Here is a 17,705-nt window from a genome sequence, read left to right as displayed (position 1 = left end):
ATAAGAATTGTTATCAGTTGTACCTTCTCAGAAAGTAATGCTTATTCTCATCAAAAAGATGCCGTATTAATTGCTTGCAATGGCGGCGTATATTTCAGCCCGAATGCCTCTGCTACAGCGGGATGAGTCACGAAACCGCGATAGAGATTGAGCCCGTGGAGCAAAGTGCGGTTATGACGTACAGCATCTAGCCCCTCATTTGCCAGGCGCACTACATAAGCTGCCGTCTGATTATTGAGTGCAAAGGTACTCGTGCGAGGAACAGCCCCTGGCATGTTAGTAACGCAATAATGCAAGATACCATCCAATTCATAAACCGGATCACTATGAGTAGTAGGGTGAGTGGTCTCCACGCATCCCCCCTGATCAACTGCCACATCAACAATAACCGATCCTCGGCGCATATGTAACAACATCTCTTTTGTCACCAGCCAAGGTGCTCGTCCACCTGGAATGAGCACTGCACCAATAACAAGGTCAGCTTGATAAACGATTTCTTTAATATTGAATCTGTCACTCATACGCGTCAATAATTGCCCATGAAAAATATCATCCAGGTATTTCAACCGTGAATGATTCACGTCCAGTACAGTCACCTGAGCACCCATTCCAACCGCAACTCTGGCTGCATTAGCACCTACAATACCTGCTCCCAGAATGGCCACATTGGCAGGAGCTACGCCAGGAACCCCCCCCATCAGGATGCCACGGCCACCTAATGTTTTAAGCAAGTAAGTCGCACCTATTTGTATTGCCATTCTTCCGGCTACTTCACTCATGGGTGCTAACAAAGGTAACTCACCTGATTCAGTTTGCACAGTTTCATAAGCAATACCGGTCGTTCCTGCAGCCAGCATTGTATCAGTCAGTACTTTATTCGAAGCCAGATGCAGATAAGTAAAAAGAATTAAATCTTGACGCAGATAGCGATATTCCTGCTGAATTGGTTCTTTTACCTTCACCACCATCTGGGCACACCAAACATCCTCGGCATAAGGAACAATATCAGCGCCAGCCGACTGGTAATCTCCATCAGTAAAGAAACTCCCCTCCCCTGCTCCGGCTTGTACCCGAACCTGATGCCCGTGCTCTATTAACGTGTGTACGTTACCGGGCGACATTCCGACTCGATATTCCTTATCTTTAATTTCCTTAGGTAATCCAATGATCATCAATTGCTTCCTAGTTTTTGTTAATTAGAATGGCTCTTTTACTCTTTTTTTATCCTCATTCATAGCATCATTTATCTGATAGACTACTGTGGCTTTTTAAAAAATTCTGATTTATCGGGATTTTTGAACAAATCTAATTCAAAATACCCCATATGTAATAACTTATTACTTTTTTCCGCTGAAATAAATATAACCTAACAGTTTTTATTCAAAGACTAATTTCACTTTTTTGCTTAACTCAGATTTTCCATTAGAAGCGATTAAGGAATAAGGAGTTAAGGAGTTAAGGAGTGAATATTGGGCTGAATCTAACGGAAAGATCAAATATTTTGGACTTATCCCAAAGACATTGATCTATTCACGCTATTGCATAGCAACTCCAGGTTAATAATCTTTTTCGGCCCTCATAGGTTAATATAGCCAGTTTTGGCAAAGAGCACATAACATAACGCAGCGTTTTAGGGTATGTTAGACATCGGATTTGCCTGACGCTCTATTACTTCGTAGTACTTGCCTGATGAAACAAACTCATCAAATTACAGGCTGGCATGAATGTCAGTAAAGCAGCTTCAGTGACTTAGAAATCTCTGGCATTAAAATTTTTATTTTTTGCCGAATACCTATCACCTGGCTTGGTTCTTCCCAACTTTACGCCTGATAATTAAAAGCGATCAGCTCTATGCCATCATTCAGTGCCCACCAGTTTGTTTCTTTTACCAGCGCCTGGCAATGGCTAATTGAGACGCAAGGCCATGCCAGGCTGATCTAAACCATCCAGAAACGCACTATCACTCAAATCACTCTCCGCCCGAAGCAATAAGATACATTACCAGCCGGCTTATCCAAACCTGTCGCCCAAAAAACTGATACATTTTTAGTACCATGGCTGTTAGCCGGCCTTGGCCATGAATTGCTACCATGTGAATATCTGCAGTAAAAGCTATCAAAAAATAATGAGAATAACGCCCGTATTTATTTGATAGCCGGGCTAGTGACTTACACCTTTCACGAGAAGAAGCCCTCCCTTAATATTTCATTTTCAGCTGTGGTGTGATAATTTTTATGCCGAACTCACGTTAACTCATACATTCCATAGGGTTTTCCGTCTGATTTCTTTGAAGCGTGAATACGTTTTATATTAAGACCTAATATTTTCATACTTTCTCCTGATAATTAATATCCTTGTTTGACTTATGGAGATATGAAAAGTATGATTAATTAACAATTAAATGTATCAATTTTGATACATAAAGGAGGGGGATATGATGGAACTAAAAGATTACATTGAAATTGGCGTAGAAAAAGCAGGGACTCAAATAGAATTGGCTAAGAGAATAGGTATTTTGGATGTAAATTTGAGAATGGCTAAAGCTGGAAAAAGAGGTCTTCCAGTAGATGTTTGTATATTACTAGCAGATTACGTAAAAGTAGATAGATTAGAAGTCATCGCGGCAAGTAATCTGGTTACAGAAAAAGATGAAAGAAGAAGGAGAATTTTTGAAAGCTGTTTCAAGAAATCCAACAGCGCGGCAGCAAGTATAACAATGGCTCTACTTGTCACAATAATTTTAACATTGGCACCAACAAAGCACGCCGACGCTGGATGTCAAATACCAGTAAATGACACTTTATATATTATGCACAATTAGATCATAATAAAGGGGTTAGAAGGAAAGCGATGTATCTGACCTATTTTGAGGTAGGCTGTTTAGGCCTTTATCTGCGAAACGGTTTTACGGGCTAACCAAATTGACGATACAGGAAGCGCAGTTCTTCACAACTAACGCCTGATTCATCCAGGCGTTTTTTAATATATCTCTGCAAATACCAAACTCCCATGTGTCAAGGCAAAATCAAAAGAGCTTCATAAATTAATTGATTTTTTGCTTTTGGCTAATATCATGAATAAATCCTGCACTATCCCATGCAATCTCACCATCTGTGGGATTGATGCCATATTCTTTTAATAATTGCTTAAACAAGGCATGTTGCAAAGGATCAGCAAAAGCTGGAATTAAAAAAGGTTGACCATCAAGTTCATAAACAATCAAAGCCAGCTCTGACCCATCGGATAAAGGAATAACAATCGCTTCCTTAAATTTATACTGCCCCATAGATTTATATTGATCCATAGAATGTCGCTTCTCTTATGGCCTTGCAAGGTTCTTCAATCTCAATTTGAAATTTTCGAAGACCATCAATCATATCCATAATAAAAACATAGAAATTCCAATAACTTCAAAGCTATTCAATAAAAATGTCATTAATATTCTCCAACATAGCGATAAAACCATACAACTAATAAGGAAAGAAATCATGACGGATAAACAAATAACAATCAAGTAACTGTGGTTATTGTTTTAGAATAAAAGCATTAAAGTTATGAAATCTGATTGAAATTGAAGTTGAAAATAGATGCGAAAAAAAGATGCGATACAAGAAAATAGATAAGGCTGCAATAAAAAACTCAGGCAGTTTCAAGTTTGAAGTGCAACTTTTATAAGGCGACAAGAGGCAAGCTGAGATAGGATCCGAGCTTCTTGAATGGTCAAATAAAAGAGCACAGTTGAAGCACTATCAGCAGCTCACCCGAGAACAACATTATCAGATTTAGGGGTTACGAAAAACGGGTTTAAGCAAGTGAGATAGCGAATCAAGCTGATGTTGAACAAATCTGTGATCTTGCGCGAACTCAGGTGCAATAAAGGGCAACACAATTGGCATCTGAAGCAGGCGCAGGAACTAAGAAATAAACGCGTGAGGCAGAAAGCCAAAGCCAAAGCCAAAGCCAGGCGATCTGGCCGGGAAGATCGGAATAATTCCATTTCTCAAAACTGACTTTTTCGACTTCGCCTTGCTATATTATTGATACTGTCTGCGGCTCACCTTCGCGTCATGTTTGATTTAGAAATGGAATAAGGTCGGCAGGATGATTTAGCAGGATATGCATCCTGAACACGGATCAGCCCGACTTGAACTGAAAGGTGAATTGTCTTTAAGCCATGAAACCCTCTATCAGCACCTCTGCGCAGCCAAGCTGGCAGGAGGTGAGTGGTGAAAACCTATGCACTGCCGGAAACCGCGATGCAAGCACTCTGCGAAGCAGCGCGCGTGTAAGTAATTGGGAAGGTAATAGCCTAATCGGCAAGCACAATCAGCGGATAATGGTCACCCTGAACCTGAGAAAACTTATTGTTTATGAGATTTTATCTCTAAACATAAAATACGCAGCCCCTATCATGCAAAGACCCGCCCATAAATAATCCAATTTGAGTGGTTCTTTTAAATAAAAAACAGCGAAAGGTATAAAAATACTTAATGTGATGACTTCTTGAATGATCTTAAGTTGTCCAACGCTAAACACTGTATAGCCGATTCGATTTGCAGGAACTTGAAACATATATTCGAGAGAAGCCACTAGCCAGCTTATTACAGCCGCAACAAACCAAGGTGCCGAATTCAATTCCTTGAGATGTGCGTACCAGGCAAACGTCATAAAAACGTTACTTATGACAAGCAAAGAGATACTAATCAATATTGGGTTCATCGTATTAAGAATGCTATTTAATTTTTCCAACCATCTTTTCGGGATTAACCCATGCATCAAATTCTTCAGCAGTAACATAACCTAAAGAAAGAGCTGCCTCTTTTAACGAGGTTTCTTCACGATAGGCTTTTTTAGCAATTTCTGCAGCTTTATCATAACCAATGTAAGGGTTTAAAGCTGTCACGAGCATTAAGGAATGTCGCATCAACATATTGATACGTTCGATATTAGCTGTGATGCCTACTGCACAGTGGTCGTTGAAACTCATCATTCCATCTGCGAGCAAGCGCACACTTTGCAGAAAATTATGGATGATCAAAGGCTTCATTACATTAAGTTCAAAATTACCCATTGCCCCCCCCATATTAATAGCGACGTCATTACCCATTACCTGGCAGCAAAGCATAGTCATAGCTTCTGATTGAGTAGGGTTAACTTTACCAGGCATGATTGAGCTGCCGGGCTCATTTTCCGGAATTTTGATCTCGCCAATTCCGCAGCGCGGACCCGAAGCCAGCCAGCGAATATCATTAGCAATTTTTATTAAAGATGCGGCCAGTGTTTTTAATGCACCATGAGCATGAACGAGCGCATCATTTGCAGCAAGCGCTTCAAATTTGTTCGGAGCGGTGACAAAAGGAAAGTTCGTTAACTTGGCAATTTCAGACGCGACACGCACAGCAAACTCAGGATGTGTATTCAATCCGGTTCCGACAGCGGTTCCACCCAAAGCCAATTCATATAAATGAGGTAGCGATGCCTCAATGTGTTTGAGCCCATGATCTAACTGTGAAACATACCCAGAAAATTCCTGGCCTAGCGTTAAAGGAGTGGCATCTTGTAAATGAGTTCTGCCTATCTTGACAATAGAGTTGAATTCTTGAGATTTAGTAAATAAGGTTTGGTGTAACGTCCGAATAGCCGGAATTAATTGATTATGAATGAGCTGAACTGCAGCCACATGCATTGCCGTGGGGAATACATCGTTGGAAGATTGTGCTTTATTCACATCGTCATTGGGATGAACTTTCCGTTGGCTGCCACGCCCTCCGCCCAATAATTCAGAAGCACGATTTGCCAATACTTCATTCATATTCATATTGGTTTGCGTGCCGGAGCCCGTTTGCCAGACAGCGAGTGGAAATTCTGTTTCATGTTGTCCAGCCATCACTTCATCAGCCGCTGCAATAATGGCATTGGCAACAGTGTCATCAAGCAAACCCAGTTGGCAATTGACCTGGGCTGCTGCGCGTTTGATCAATGCCAGAGCGTGGATCAGCGTGGTCGGCATTTTCTCATTGGAAATCTTGAAATTGTGTAAAGATCGTTGTGTCTGCGCACCCCATAACACATGGGCAGGAATTTGGATGGCACCTATAGCATCCCGTTCTTCTCTGAAATCATCCATTACAGCTACCTATCTTATTAATTTAAGTAACATACTCGGCGGCTAATCACCCCGTGTATTTGACTGTTCCTCGAACGCTTCAAGGAAAACAGCAGGTTCCGGCTTCCAACCTTTCTTGCGGTGTTCTGCAATGACATTCGTAAAAATTCCACCTCGCACAAAAAATTTTGCTATAAGCCGCATATATCTCGGCTTTAGAACCGCCACCAAGTCATCAAGAATTTGGTTAGTCACTGCCTCATGGAATGCTCCCTCATCACGGTAAGACCAAATATAGAGCTTAAGACTTTTCAATTCGACACATTTTTTATCAGGAATATAATCCAAAATAAGTCTGGCAAAATCGGGTTGTCCTGTTTTCGGGCATAAACAGGTAAATTCTGGTATTTCCATATGGATCCGGTAATCTCTGGCAATAAATGGATTATCGAACGTTTCTAGCTTTTTTGAGGGCTTACTCGCCATGCGATAGGTCTCTTCAATTCGGTTGGTTAAGGTGAAATCAGTTAAAATAGCTTTCGAAGTGATTCTTAAACCGAATTATACCAATTTTATTTATTATTCAATTGCGTCTATCCCAAATCAAACTCGCTGGCTTCAAGTCTTTTGTAGAACCCACCACCATTCTTATTCCGGGTAATCTGGTAGGTATTGTTGGACCCAATGGTTGCGGAAAATCCAATGTTATCGATGCCGTTCGTTGGGTATTAGGTGAATCCAGGGCGACGGCTTTGCGTGGAGAGTCAATACAGGATGTCATCTTCAGTGGATCAATTAGCCGAAAGCCTGTTGGGCGAGCCAGTGTCGAGCTAATTTTTGATAATAAACTTGGAAAAGTAGCCAGCCGATGGGCAGCTTATAGCGAGATTTCTATCAAGCGCGTCATCCAACGCGATAGTGAATCGAATTATTACATCAATAATACCCACGTGCGTCGTCGAGATATTACTGATATTTTTCTCGGGACAGGGGTAAGTGGACGCGGTTATGCCATCATTGAGCAAGGCATGATTTCCCGTATTATCGATGCCAAGCCTATGGAGTTACGCGTATTTCTTGAAGAAGCCGCCGGTATTTCACGCTATCGTGAGCGGCGACATGAAACAGAACTGCGATTGATTGATACACGCGGCAATCTCATGCGTGTAGAAGACATTCTTCAAGAACTGGGAAAACAATTACAACATTTAAAGAAACAGGCGGAGATCGCCCAGAAATTTGGTGCATTACAAAAACAATTAAACACTACTTGTCATACTTTATGGTTATTTCAAAAACAGGAAGCGATTGCAAAACGCATTCATGCAGAGGAGCAAATTCAACAATTTGAGCATGAGCTGGCAAATGAAGTAACCAGCTTGCACGAACTAGACAAGCAGCTTGAAGAGATGCGTGCGCAGCAACACACTGTAAGTGAACAACAACATGAAATGCAAGGAGAGTTATACGCCATCAATGCTGAGATTGCGCGCATGGAGCAAAAATTGCAGCATACACGGGAGAACAGAGAATATTTTGTCAAACAAATCTCTACAGTCGAAATACAGCTAGAAAACAATCAGTATCAAATGCAAGAGGCATGTGAGCATCTTAATCACTGGCGTAGCGAAATTGAGCAAGCAAGATTGGTTTGTATCACGAGCAGTCAAAATTACCACTCAGAGAATGAGAAATTGCCGGAACTAGAATCAGTTTTTCGCACGAGCCAAGATCAATTATTTACTGTGCAGAAAAATTTGTTACTTGCCCAGCAAACAGAAAAACTGCATCAGAGCCACCTTGCTCATGCCGATAAAGCCATCCAACAATTAAGCTCACGCCATGAGCGCTTGATCCAGGAACAGAATTCGCAACCGCAAATTGATAAAGCAGAGCTTACTAATTTAACAGAAGAAAAAAATCAGATCATAGCTCATTTGCAAGAGCAACAAGATGCTTTGACTGAAGCAGAAAATCAGTTAAAAATAACTGAATATACTCGAAAAGAAGCTTTGCAGAATGTCCAGTCTGTCCAACAGAAACTGACTCAACTTCAAGCCCACCATGCCGCTTTACAGCAAATTCAACGTCGACTTGAAAACAATAAAGCATTAGATAAATGGATATCTCAGCTTCAATTAGATTTATTACCGCGCTTATGGCAATACATCCAAATAGAAAAAGGATGGGAAAATGCGTTAGAAGCTGTTTTGCGTGAGCGGATCAATGCTGCAGGCGTTGAGCAGCTCGAAATGGCTTTAAATTGGAAGAATCATCCGCCTCCGGGGAAATGGTCCATCTTTGAAGTCACTCCCATCAAAGTTCGCGCTACAAGCTGTCATCTAAGGCATGAAAAAAAACAATGGAAACCTCTTAGCATCTATTTAAATTATGCACAGGCTACTATTCAACCCATGGTGGAATCATGGCTAAGCGGCATATTTACTATTAGCGATATTGAAACAGGTCTCATCCAACAAAAACAACTTCTTCCAGGCGAAATGTTGGTGACTCCTGAAGGTCATGTGTTTACTTGCGGCAGCTTAAGCTATTACGCGGCCGATTCGCAATTACATGGGGTATTAGCACGACAACGTGAAATAGCCCAGATTGAGATTGAAATCGATACACTTGAGAAAGAGCTAACGCATGCCCACTCCACATTGGCTGAGGTAGAAGGAAGGTGTGATGAACTTGAAGTCACCATATCGGAGCTAGGAAGCGAGGTAACGCAACTAAAGCAGCAGGAACACGCGTTGCAGCTTCAAATCTTACAGCTTTCACAGCTTATAGAACGTGTTTCCCAGCGACACCATCAAATTGAAGATGAGTTAATCGAAATTTCCCATCAAATATCCATTGAATACACGCAAAAGCAAGAAGCAGAAATAAAATTGGCTGAGGGTAAAGCACAAATAGTTAATCTGGAAGAGCAACTACAGCAAATCAAGTTAACGGGTGAAGTTGCCGAGCAGACTCTAAATGAATGTCGGTTATTAGTACAAAATTTGGCAGATAAAATGCGTGAAACTATTTTTCATGAAAAGAATTGCCAGCATAAAATTGAGCAATTAGAAAACGATGTTCAAGCAATCAGCAAAAACATCGCTAACTTAACAGAAAACCTGGATAAATTGCATCATGCACAAGCAGATTTGGATGATGAGCCCCTTCAAACTCAGCTTAATGAATGGTTAGCAAAGAAAATAGATCATGAACAGGTTTTAACCTCAGTTCGTCATGACCTGGAAAATACAACCGAGGCGCTACGTGAAACGGAACAAGCGCGGCTTAAATCGGAGCAAAAATCGTATCAACTCCGAGAATCTATCAATCAGATACGATTCAAGGAGCAGGAAGCGCGTTTAACAGAAAATCAATTTAACGAGAAACTTTTAGAGGCTGGTGCTAAAGAAGATGAATTGCGGCCGTTATTGAACAATGTGCAGCCTTCTCGATTAAAAGCAGAAATTAATCGAATTAATATTGAAATTACAGCACTTGGCGCGGTTAATCTTGCTGCATTGGAGGAATTAGAAACATCACAAGCACGTAAAATATATCTTGATGAACAAGCCACTGATTTGAAAGAAGCAGTCATCACTTTAGAAAATGCCATTCGACAAATTGACCGCGAAACACGTGAGCGCCTCATGCAAACCTTTGATAAAGTAAATACGCATTTAGGCGAATTATTCACAGCCATATTTGGTGGAGGTCGAGCAAGGCTGGTTTTAAGCGGTGAAGAAATCCTCGATGCCGGAATGCAGCTCACTGCACAGCCTCCTGGTAAAAAAAATAACTCAATTCATTTACTCTCGGGTGGAGAAAAGGCGCTTACCGCTTTAGCACTCGTATTTTCATTATTCCAACTTAATCCTGCACCCTTTTGTTTGCTTGATGAAGTGGATGCGCCTTTAGATGACAATAATTCAATACGTTTTTGTGATCTTGTAAAACGGATGTCGAGAGAAACTCAATTCTTATTCATCAGTCACAGCAAAACTACGATACAAATGGCAGAACAACTCATTGGTGTTACCATGCAAGAACAAGGGGTTTCACGTATAGTTACGGTAGATCTCGATAAGGCCATAAACTCAAACAAAGAAATAGGTGTCGTCTAAAACTTATTTAAAGACGATAAGGGATTATAATTATAATGATTGAAATTAAAATATTGGCTTATTAAACATGAATATGAGCGACTTTGAGTATGAGTGACTTACAAATCATCCTAATCATTATCGGTATAATTATTATTGGCGCTGTAGCTCTATTTAACTGGTTACAGCAAATGCGTTATCGACGTAACGTCAAACGCTCATTTGAGCATGAGCATGAAGACGCATTATTGAAAATGGGCAAAACCGGTTGGGAAAATGAACGTATCGAACCTAAATTCAGTACTGACTCCACTCAAGAATTGCAAACTGAAGCTAATTCCACAAAAGAAAAAGTACGTTTAGAACCAAAAGCACGTTTAGAACCTGAAGAACTGTCTATTGATGAGCCACTAGAAGAGCATAAATCGGTTAATTTTGACAGCACCATCAACTATATCACGAGTATTCGGGCTAACAAGCTGATCTCTAACGACAAACTAGCTGAGTTATTACAGCAGAAATTTGACTTTGGAAAACCTGTCCATTGGTATGGACTGAGTCAAGATGGTCAAACCTGGGAAGAAATTACGATTGAATCACTTCATACGAAAGGTGGTTATATCTATTTAAATGGCTGTTTGCAGCTGGTTGATCGAGCAGGTCCGGTAAGTGAAGTTAATTTATCTCGATTCCGTGATATGGTCGAAGATTTTGCCTTACAAGTAAATGCAGTTGCTGATTGCCCGGATATTTCGAATGCCTATATAAGAGCAGTATCACTCGACAAATTTTGTGCAGAAGTCGATATAGTGATGGGTATTAATATTATCAGCAAAGATGGCGGTGCTTTCGTTGGAACGAAAATACGCGCCTTGGCTGAGTCAGCTGGCTTTAGGCTTGAATCTGAGGGTGCATTCAGATATCGAGATGAAAACAATGCTGTATTGTTTTCTCTGGGTAACTATGAAGCAACGCCCTTCTTACCTGCCAATATGCGTACCTTGACCACACATGGGATTACTTTTTTGTTTGATGTGCCAAGGGTAGCCAATGGCGAGAAAGTATTTGATCAAATGGCTCATCTCGCTGGACTTTTTTCTTCTACCTTAAATGGCATCATGGTAGATGATAATCGTGTACCACTAAGTGATAACGGTATCAGGAGGAGTAGAGAACAACTTATAAATATTCAAGCAACCATGGCAGCGCATCATATTCCTGCTGGTAGTGACACTGCATTAAAATTATTTATTTGACCAACGACTACCCAGATTTTAATTGATTACTCGAAAGCGCGGATTCTTTCCGCAAATGAAGAATACGAGATAAAAGGTAATAAAGGGTATTTAATTTATATCAGTAGTTTTCTTCCAGTGAGATACCATATTGAGCGAGATGATTAGCTTGCTAAAGCATGTGTAGTATGTGTAAGAAAATCAGAAATAATTCTCTAATTAAAAGTTAATCCTTATATAAAGAAATATACCATCAATGAATTGGTCTGAACTATATTGGCATCGAATTACACCTCTTCATATCATTCTTTGGCCATTTAGTTTATTTTTTAGACTGTTCTTAACATTTAAGCGATTATTATATCGGCTTGGTATATTGCATTCGGTTAAGACATCTGTACCCATAATTGTTATTGACAGTATTACTGTTAATGATGCCGGTAAGACATCCCTCGTCATTTGGTTAATTCATCTATTAAAAGCATTTGGATTATACCCTGGCATCATTAGTCGCGGCTATTCCGAAAATTACGGCTCTCCCCTTGCCGTTACGCTCTCAAGTAAACCTGGTATTGTAGGAAATAAATCTTTGCTGATGGCTTATCTAAGTAAGAGTATTTGCCCAATATGGATTGGTCATGATCGCGTAAAGGTTGCGCAAGCCCTACTTACAGCTCATCCTGAATGCAATGTGCTCATCTGTGATGATGGTTTACAGGATCTGCGATTGCAGCGGGACTTCGAGATTGTTGTACTTGATCAGAGTAAACTGAGTTTCGGTAATGGTTTAATTTTGCCGGCCGGGCCTTTACGTGATAGCTTATCCTATCTAAATAAAGTAGACGCAGTAGTAATGAATGAAAAAAGCAGCCGGTTATCAATACATAATGTCGGAAATGAGATTAAAACATTTTATATGAGGCCAGCAAATGAATATTTCATTAATTTGCTTAACCCTGATGTTCATTACGAAATTTCTACATTTAAGGGTAAATCTATTCATGTTATTACGGATATCAATCATTCTCATGATTTCCTGGAGCAACTAAGCTATCTGAAATTAAATGTAAAATCTCATTCAGTTATCAACAATGACCCATTTATTAAAAAAAATTTACAGATTCCTGATGCTGAAATTATTCTTTTGAGAGAAGAGGATGCTGTAAAATGTTTGGATCAAGCCAATGAGAAATTTTGGGTATTGCATGAAGAAATAACAATAAACATTGGATTACGAGAAATTATTTTAAAAAAATTAAGAGAAAAATTTATGGACCCAAAACTTTTAGATATTCTGGTATGTCCATTGTGTAAAGGCCCTTTAATTTACAAGAAAAATGAAAAAGAATTAATCTGTAAACCAGACCGCTTAGCTTTTCCAATCAGAGACGGGATCCCAGTCATGTTAGAAGAAGAAGCGCGCAAACTCCCAGCAGAAGAAGAAATTTAGCTTTCTTAATTTTTAAAATTAAAAATAATTTTTTTCTGATTTTAATTAAAGTAGTTAATTTATTTTCTTCTCCATTTCCATCTTAACCATATCCGTAATTGTCTGAATTTATCCACATCGATACTGTCTGCAAAAATGACGATATTACGAGAAAAAAACGAATAGGGAGATTTCACACACAATACAGTCAAATAGGGTGTGACGAAAGTATCGTTCTTAATGGTAAATGTAATATGCTCATTAGATTGAGTTTGGGCTGTACAAGTCAATCCATCCTCTGAAAAATGTAAAGTTACAATTGATCGAACTGAAAGAAGCAACGCATGACAGCGCAAGTATAAGCATAAGCTTATAGCGAGTAACATACTCCCTATTAATTTAATAAATATCGACCAATCCATCTTCCATAAAATACAAGCAACCGCAAAATGTGCCATGCATAACAATAAGGTATATTGTCTTGATGATTTAAGATAAATAGTTAATGCTGGCATAATTAAAAATAATTAATCGTTTTCTCTGATCAGATAAATCCCTATGAATCCTGTTTGGCAGACTTTTTTACAAGAACACCATGCTACTATTGAAAAAGGTCAGGTGATACATTTCAAAGAACATGATGCTATCGCGTTAAAAAGTACTCAAACTGATACTGTTCTGGTTGATCTCTCTCATTTTGGTCTAATTCATTTCTCAGGAGAAGAAGCATTAACTTTCTTACAAGGGCAATTAACCTGCGATTTGAGGAAAGTGAATCATCAGATTGCGCAACACGGTAGCTATTGCACCCCTAAAGGTCGCATACTGGCAAATTTTATAATTTGGTCACAAGCAGATCACAATGGATATTTCATGCAATTACCATCCACTTTGCTTGAAACTGTTTCTAAACGCCTGTCAATGTATATACTGCGCGCAAAGGTGCGATTAAACAACAGCAGCGATTCTTTGATACGTATTGGTATCGCAGGAAATAAAGCAAAGTCGTTAATTGAAGAAGTATTCCATCACACAGCCCTCCCCATGTTACCGCTTGGAATAGTCCATGCTGCGCAAGGAAGTATTTTATGCCGAGATATTAATCGCTATGAAATTATCACAACGCTAGATCAAGCGGTCATGATATGGCCACATTTAGCTTTACAGGCATTACCAGTTGGCGCTATCTGCTGGGATTGGCTGGAAATCAGAGCTGGCATCCCTGTTATTTTACCCATAAACCAGGAGCATTTTATCCCCCAAATGGTAAATCTGGATATTACGGGAGGGCTCAGTTTCCAGAAAGGTTGCTATCCAGGACAGGAAATTATAGCAAGAACACAGTATCTTGGTAAATTAAAGCGCCGCATGTATTTGGCCAATATTGCTTCATCCCAACCAGTCATGGCTGGCGATCAGTTATTTAGCGCTGAATTGCCAGAACAATCATGCGGTATAATAGTTAATGCAGCACCTTCCCCTGAGGGAGGTTTTGATGCCCTTGCTGTTATTCAAACCAATAGTGTTGAATCAGGTAAAATATTTTGGAAGAATTTAGAAGGTCCAGTACTACAGATTTTCTCTCTGCCTTATCTTTTACCTCAATAAAGGGCGCCTCTGAAAATTCAGAGTTCTAAACTTCAGAGTTCTAAACAAGACAAATAAAGTTAAGTGCCAGCAATTGCATCGATAGACAGGGACATCTTGATCACATAAAGAATACAGTAACTGGCTGCTATTTATTCAGAAAGCTTCCGATCTTAAGCAATCTTAAATAAGTTGAAAAAGTTATGGGTGGTGATGGCCGCGATTTCCGTCAAGCTCACCTCCCGCAACTTAGCAATCTCCTCAGCGATATAGCGTACAAAAGCAGGCTGATTGGTCTTTCCACGATAGGGGACTGGAGCAAGATAAGGAGAATCAGTTTCAATCAGCATACGCTCAAGAGGAATTTTTCGAGCGACGTCTTTAACAAGCGTAGCATTTTTAAAAGTAATAATGCCGGAAAACGAAATATAAAAATTCATTTCAATTGCCTGCTGGGCAACTTCCCAGCTTTCGGTGAAGCAATGCATCACCCCCCCTACCTTATCTGCCCCTTCTTCAGCCATGATACGTAGCGTATCAGCCGCTGCCTCTCGGGTATGAATGATAAGGGGTTTATTGCATTGCTTGGCAGCTCGAATATGCTGACGGAAGCGTTCTCTTTGCCACTCGAGATCTCCTTTAAGGCGAAAATAGTCAAGTCCCGTTTCTCCAATCGCAACAACTTTAGGATGATGAGCAAGATTCGCTAATTGCGGAACATCCGGTTCGATTAAGTTTTCATAATCAGGGTGTACCCCCACGGAGGCAAAAAGATTGTCATGTGATTCCGCCAAAACTCGCACACGAGGGAAATCTTCTAAATTAACACTAACACATAAGGCGTGAGTAACATTATTTTGTTGCATATTGTCAAGAATCTCATCAAGATTATTGGCAAGATCAGGAAAATCCAGGTGACAGTGGGAATCAATAAACATGTTTACAAATTATTATGGATTATTGGTATGATTAATAATTTCTCTTCTTGCATCCGCCCAGCAATTAGGAGTTTCATACAATCGAACCTGTTCCAGTGCGAGCCGATTTCCGTAAGCATCTTGAAATGCCAGATCTAATATATGAAAAGCTTTAATTGCCAGGTTTTCTGCCGTCGGTTGCGTATCTATAATAACTGTTTTATGATCTTTCAGTGATTGCAAAAACTCAACTACAAGAGTATCGCGGGCATATACAAGAAAAGCATGATCCCATTTATCAACCAGGACCTCTTTCGCTATACGTTTAATTTCAGAGAAATCCATAACCATGCCTTGTTCTGCCACGCCCTCGTCAGAAATAATATTACCTGATAAAGTAATTTCTATCACATAACGATGGCCGTGCAAATGACGGCACTGACTGTTATGAGTGGAAATACGATGGCCAGCATCAAATTCTAATCTTCGCGTAATCAACATTTGATGGATTATACCATTGCAGCCTATTCCTAAACTATTAAGCGTTTCAGATCATAGCCGAGATAGCATTAGCATGACCTATGTTTATCCTGTTATCTCGCGCCGAGCTTCTGGCGTATCAATCGGAATCAATCTGAATCCTAATAATGCCTGTAATTGGCGATGTATCTATTGCCAAGTACCCAATCTCAAACGCGGTTCTGCTCCAATAATTGATTTAGTCAAGCTGGAACAAGAATTGCGCTCTTTTCTTCATGAATTGCTTTATGGACGCTTTATGCTGGATAAAGTGCCACAACAAGCCAGGCGTATCAATGATATCGCCTTGTCAGGGAATGGAGAACCCACGAGCGTAAAAGAGTTCGAGCAGGTAATCAGCTTGATTGAGCGTGTTAAACGCGATTTTCCCCTGCCAGAAGAACTCAAATTAGTTCTGATTACTAATGGCAGTTTGATTGATCGAGCTCATGTCCAGCGAGGGCTTAGCCATATGTCGAAGCTAAATGGTGAGATCTGGTTCAAATTAGATAGTGTGACGCAAGAGGGCAGAATGCGTATTAATAATACCCGCATGAGCCTAAAGAAAATGCACGCCAACCTAAAAATAGCCGCCTCCTTATGCCCTACCTGGCTGCAAACGTGTGTGCTTGAAATAGATGGAAAACCTCCTGCTGAGAGAGAAATCAAAGCTTATCTTGAATTCCTCACTAAGATAAAACAAGAAGGGATATCATTACAGGGAATATTGCTGTATGGATTAGCACGTCCCTCTCTGCAACCTGAAGCATCCCGGCTATCTAAAGTGTCGGCGGCATGGATAGCATCGTTTGCCGCAAGAATTAAAACACTTGGGCTTGCGGTAAAGGTTCATCCATAGTCCTAATCCATAAACCAGTCATTAGCCCACAAATTGACTGATTTACTCAAAGGGAATTTCTGGAATTATTTCAATTTTGCTGATTTTTTCAAGCTTTTATACAGATCAGGGTACTGTGCTTTTAGCATTGCAGCCACAATCAGATCGTCTCGTTTAATTTTGGTCAAATCAATCCGATCAATATGGACCAATCGCACCAATTCCCTGACAGCTTTAGGTATCTCTCGTCCACTCTCGTAACGTGAACCGCCACTTTGGGTTACACCTACCTTATTCCAGAATTCTTGTTGATTAAGACCAAGCTTCTGCCGAATTTCCCTTGGGTTAGGTATTTTTTTAAATAGTTTCATTCTATTTTTCTCGAATGTCATAAAGTTCACAAAAAAATAGACTAGAAGATCTATTTTTCGTTCCCATATTACTTAAAAAATCCTCCTAATAATGAAAAGATGCAAAAATTTCCTAGTCTAGATATGCATATGTCGAACACTCTCTGTATTACTAATCTATTAAGAGCAAGAAGCCAGAATGCAATTAATTCGTATATTTAGGCTCTGACTAAAAATATACAAATTTACTTTTAAAAGAAAGTAGTGTTGAACCAATGCTTAAGCGCAATGTTTTTAGATAAATTATGCAGAAACCCTTGCATTTGATTTGAACTCAAACTTATTTAAGTTCGATCAATTTTGATTAAACCGCATATTATTATAATTAACAATATTATAAAATAATATATTATGAAGTATATATTTTAAATGATTATGAGAAATACTTTTTGAGTAGATTCTAGTTAATCTCACTTAGGATTAATTCTCTGCAGCTTATTATGTAAAATACGTACATGATTATGTATTACTATAAGATATGAGCCATAATTATTGATATAACAATCTATGTTTTCAAGCAAAGTATCGTCTGAAAGTATGTAGTGTAATAGGAAGAAA

17 protein-coding genes and 1 pseudogene are annotated in these 17,705 nt (G+C 39.6%); 8 read left to right on the top strand and 10 right to left on the bottom strand.

What is annotated here, in order from left to right; genetic code table 11:
- Nucleotides 1-50 precede the first annotated feature (50 nt).
- Together ald and AAW31_RS23155 are read right to left on the bottom strand one after the other, a co-directional pair.
- On the bottom strand, nucleotides 51-1,172 hold the full coding sequence (gene ald, locus AAW31_RS10925) for an alanine dehydrogenase (RefSeq protein ID WP_046850248.1): 1,122 nt from the start codon (nucleotides 1,170-1,172) through the stop codon (nucleotides 51-53).
- 797 nt (nucleotides 1,173-1,969) lie between these two features.
- Nucleotides 1,970-2,092: a hypothetical protein gene (locus AAW31_RS23155; protein ID WP_258920391.1), complete on the bottom strand. Its 123-nt coding sequence runs from the start codon at nucleotides 2,090-2,092 to the stop codon at nucleotides 1,970-1,972.
- 342 nt (nucleotides 2,093-2,434) lie between these two features.
- Between AAW31_RS23155 and AAW31_RS10920 the strand changes: the two genes are divergently transcribed.
- On the top strand, nucleotides 2,435-2,821 hold the full coding sequence (locus AAW31_RS10920) for a hypothetical protein (protein ID WP_046850247.1): 387 nt from the start codon (nucleotides 2,435-2,437) through the stop codon (nucleotides 2,819-2,821).
- Nucleotides 2,822-3,043: 222 nt separating this feature from the next.
- Here the strand turns inward: AAW31_RS10920 and AAW31_RS10915 are convergent, their stop codons facing one another.
- A complete protein-coding gene (locus AAW31_RS10915) occupies nucleotides 3,044-3,304 on the bottom strand; it encodes a hypothetical protein (protein ID WP_046850246.1) in 261 nt (86 codons plus the stop codon).
- Between the two features lie 529 nt (nucleotides 3,305-3,833).
- Between AAW31_RS10915 and AAW31_RS21370 the strand changes: the two genes are divergently transcribed.
- Nucleotides 3,834-4,010 (top strand): hypothetical protein, encoded by a 177-nt coding sequence (locus tag AAW31_RS21370; protein ID WP_158441495.1) that lies wholly within the window; start codon nucleotides 3,834-3,836, stop codon nucleotides 4,008-4,010.
- Nucleotides 4,011-4,368: 358 nt separating this feature from the next.
- Here the strand turns inward: AAW31_RS21370 and AAW31_RS10910 are convergent, their stop codons facing one another.
- From AAW31_RS10910 to queF, 3 genes are read right to left on the bottom strand one after another with little or no spacing between them, the layout of a single operon-like run.
- On the bottom strand, nucleotides 4,369-4,719 hold the full coding sequence (locus AAW31_RS10910) for a DMT family protein (protein WP_046850245.1): 351 nt from the start codon (nucleotides 4,717-4,719) through the stop codon (nucleotides 4,369-4,371).
- A gap of 13 nt (nucleotides 4,720-4,732) precedes the next feature.
- Nucleotides 4,733-6,127 (bottom strand): class II fumarate hydratase, encoded by a 1,395-nt coding sequence (gene fumC / locus AAW31_RS10905; RefSeq protein WP_046850244.1) that lies wholly within the window; start codon nucleotides 6,125-6,127, stop codon nucleotides 4,733-4,735.
- 42 nt (nucleotides 6,128-6,169) lie between these two features.
- Entirely contained in the window at nucleotides 6,170-6,592 is a 423-nt protein-coding gene (gene queF, locus AAW31_RS10900) for a preQ(1) synthase (RefSeq protein ID WP_046850243.1), read from the bottom strand.
- Between the two features lie 101 nt (nucleotides 6,593-6,693).
- On the opposite strand from queF, the gene smc reads away from it, so the two are divergent.
- The 4 genes and pseudogenes from smc (at nucleotide 6,694) to AAW31_RS22825 (ending at nucleotide 12,897) form a co-directional block, all read left to right on the top strand.
- Nucleotides 6,694-10,233, top strand: a complete 3,540-nt coding sequence (gene smc / locus AAW31_RS10895; RefSeq protein ID WP_046850242.1) for a chromosome segregation protein SMC — start codon at nucleotides 6,694-6,696, stop codon at nucleotides 10,231-10,233.
- An 89-nt stretch (nucleotides 10,234-10,322) separates the two neighbouring features.
- A complete protein-coding gene (locus AAW31_RS10890; RefSeq protein WP_046850241.1) occupies nucleotides 10,323-11,468 on the top strand; it encodes a cell division protein ZipA C-terminal FtsZ-binding domain-containing protein in 1,146 nt (381 codons plus the stop codon).
- A 235-nt stretch (nucleotides 11,469-11,703) separates the two neighbouring features.
- A pseudogene (gene lpxK, locus AAW31_RS10885) lies at nucleotides 11,704-12,693 on the top strand (tetraacyldisaccharide 4'-kinase); the annotation flags it as partial.
- Nucleotides 12,694-12,717: 24 nt separating this feature from the next.
- Nucleotides 12,718-12,897: a Trm112 family protein gene (locus tag AAW31_RS22825; RefSeq protein ID WP_235264573.1), complete on the top strand. Its 180-nt coding sequence runs from the start codon at nucleotides 12,718-12,720 to the stop codon at nucleotides 12,895-12,897.
- Nucleotides 12,898-12,956: 59 nt separating this feature from the next.
- Here AAW31_RS22825 and AAW31_RS23650 read toward each other — a convergent pair whose 3' ends face one another.
- Complete coding sequence (locus AAW31_RS23650) at nucleotides 12,957-13,391, bottom strand: protein YgfX (protein WP_392390529.1); 435 nt, start codon at nucleotides 13,389-13,391, stop codon at nucleotides 12,957-12,959.
- Between the two features lie 43 nt (nucleotides 13,392-13,434).
- On the opposite strand from AAW31_RS23650, the gene ygfZ reads away from it, so the two are divergent.
- Nucleotides 13,435-14,484, top strand: a complete 1,050-nt coding sequence (gene ygfZ / locus AAW31_RS10880) for a CAF17-like 4Fe-4S cluster assembly/insertion protein YgfZ (RefSeq protein ID WP_046850239.1) — start codon at nucleotides 13,435-13,437, stop codon at nucleotides 14,482-14,484.
- Nucleotides 14,485-14,636: 152 nt separating this feature from the next.
- Here the strand turns inward: ygfZ and AAW31_RS10875 are convergent, their stop codons facing one another.
- Together AAW31_RS10875 and queD are read right to left on the bottom strand one after the other, a co-directional pair.
- Nucleotides 14,637-15,401 carry a TatD family hydrolase gene (locus AAW31_RS10875; protein ID WP_046850238.1) on the bottom strand — a complete coding sequence of 255 codons (765 nt, stop codon included), beginning with the start codon at nucleotides 15,399-15,401 and terminating at the stop codon, nucleotides 14,637-14,639.
- Between the two features lie 12 nt (nucleotides 15,402-15,413).
- Nucleotides 15,414-15,881 carry a 6-carboxytetrahydropterin synthase QueD gene (gene queD / locus AAW31_RS10870; protein ID WP_046850237.1) on the bottom strand — a complete coding sequence of 156 codons (468 nt, stop codon included), beginning with the start codon at nucleotides 15,879-15,881 and terminating at the stop codon, nucleotides 15,414-15,416.
- A 73-nt stretch (nucleotides 15,882-15,954) separates the two neighbouring features.
- Here queD and AAW31_RS10865 point away from each other — a divergent pair, with 73 nt between their 5' ends.
- A complete protein-coding gene (locus AAW31_RS10865) occupies nucleotides 15,955-16,758 on the top strand; it encodes a radical SAM protein (RefSeq protein WP_046850236.1) in 804 nt (267 codons plus the stop codon).
- Nucleotides 16,759-16,823: 65 nt separating this feature from the next.
- On the opposite strand, the gene AAW31_RS10860 is transcribed toward AAW31_RS10865, so the two are convergent.
- Nucleotides 16,824-17,108, bottom strand: coding sequence for a helix-turn-helix domain-containing protein (locus tag AAW31_RS10860; RefSeq protein ID WP_046851711.1), 285 nt, complete (start codon nucleotides 17,106-17,108; stop codon nucleotides 16,824-16,826).
- Between the last annotated feature and the right edge of the window lie 597 nt (nucleotides 17,109-17,705).

Origin of the sequence: Nitrosomonas communis (genome assembly GCF_001007935.1) — a bacterium.
Taxonomy (GTDB): Bacteria; Pseudomonadota; Gammaproteobacteria; order Burkholderiales; family Nitrosomonadaceae; genus Nitrosomonas; species Nitrosomonas communis.
Note: the sequence above shows the minus strand (reverse complement) of the source record. Positions and strands in the feature narration are given on the sequence as shown.

What these genes read in the sequence shown, in the direction of transcription:
- ald (WP_046850248.1), bottom strand. Translation starts at nt 1,172, where the DNA reads ATGATCATTGGATTACCTAAGGAAATTAAAGATAAGGAATATCGAGTC.
- AAW31_RS23155 (WP_258920391.1), bottom strand. Translation starts at nt 2,092, where the DNA reads ATGGTAGCAATTCATGGCCAAGGCCGGCTAACAGCCATGGTACTAAAA.
- AAW31_RS10920 (WP_046850247.1), top strand. Translation starts at nt 2,435, where the DNA reads ATGATGGAACTAAAAGATTACATTGAAATTGGCGTAGAAAAAGCAGGG.
- AAW31_RS10915 (WP_046850246.1), bottom strand. Translation starts at nt 3,304, where the DNA reads ATGGATCAATATAAATCTATGGGGCAGTATAAATTTAAGGAAGCGATT.
- AAW31_RS21370 (WP_158441495.1), top strand. Translation starts at nt 3,834, where the DNA reads ATGTTGAACAAATCTGTGATCTTGCGCGAACTCAGGTGCAATAAAGGG.
- AAW31_RS10910 (WP_046850245.1), bottom strand. Translation starts at nt 4,719, where the DNA reads ATGAACCCAATATTGATTAGTATCTCTTTGCTTGTCATAAGTAACGTT.
- fumC (WP_046850244.1), bottom strand. Translation starts at nt 6,127, where the DNA reads ATGGATGATTTCAGAGAAGAACGGGATGCTATAGGTGCCATCCAAATT.
- queF (WP_046850243.1), bottom strand. Translation starts at nt 6,592, where the DNA reads ATGGCGAGTAAGCCCTCAAAAAAGCTAGAAACGTTCGATAATCCATTT.
- AAW31_RS10890 (WP_046850241.1), top strand. Translation starts at nt 10,323, where the DNA reads ATGAGTGACTTACAAATCATCCTAATCATTATCGGTATAATTATTATT.
- AAW31_RS22825 (WP_235264573.1), top strand. Translation starts at nt 12,718, where the DNA reads ATGGACCCAAAACTTTTAGATATTCTGGTATGTCCATTGTGTAAAGGC.
- AAW31_RS23650 (WP_392390529.1), bottom strand. Translation starts at nt 13,391, where the DNA reads ATGCCAGCATTAACTATTTATCTTAAATCATCAAGACAATATACCTTA.
- ygfZ (WP_046850239.1), top strand. Translation starts at nt 13,435, where the DNA reads ATGAATCCTGTTTGGCAGACTTTTTTACAAGAACACCATGCTACTATT.
- AAW31_RS10875 (WP_046850238.1), bottom strand. Translation starts at nt 15,401, where the DNA reads ATGTTTATTGATTCCCACTGTCACCTGGATTTTCCTGATCTTGCCAAT.
- queD (WP_046850237.1), bottom strand. Translation starts at nt 15,881, where the DNA reads ATGTTGATTACGCGAAGATTAGAATTTGATGCTGGCCATCGTATTTCC.
- AAW31_RS10865 (WP_046850236.1), top strand. Translation starts at nt 15,955, where the DNA reads ATGACCTATGTTTATCCTGTTATCTCGCGCCGAGCTTCTGGCGTATCA.
- AAW31_RS10860 (WP_046851711.1), bottom strand. Translation starts at nt 17,108, where the DNA reads ATGAAACTATTTAAAAAAATACCTAACCCAAGGGAAATTCGGCAGAAG.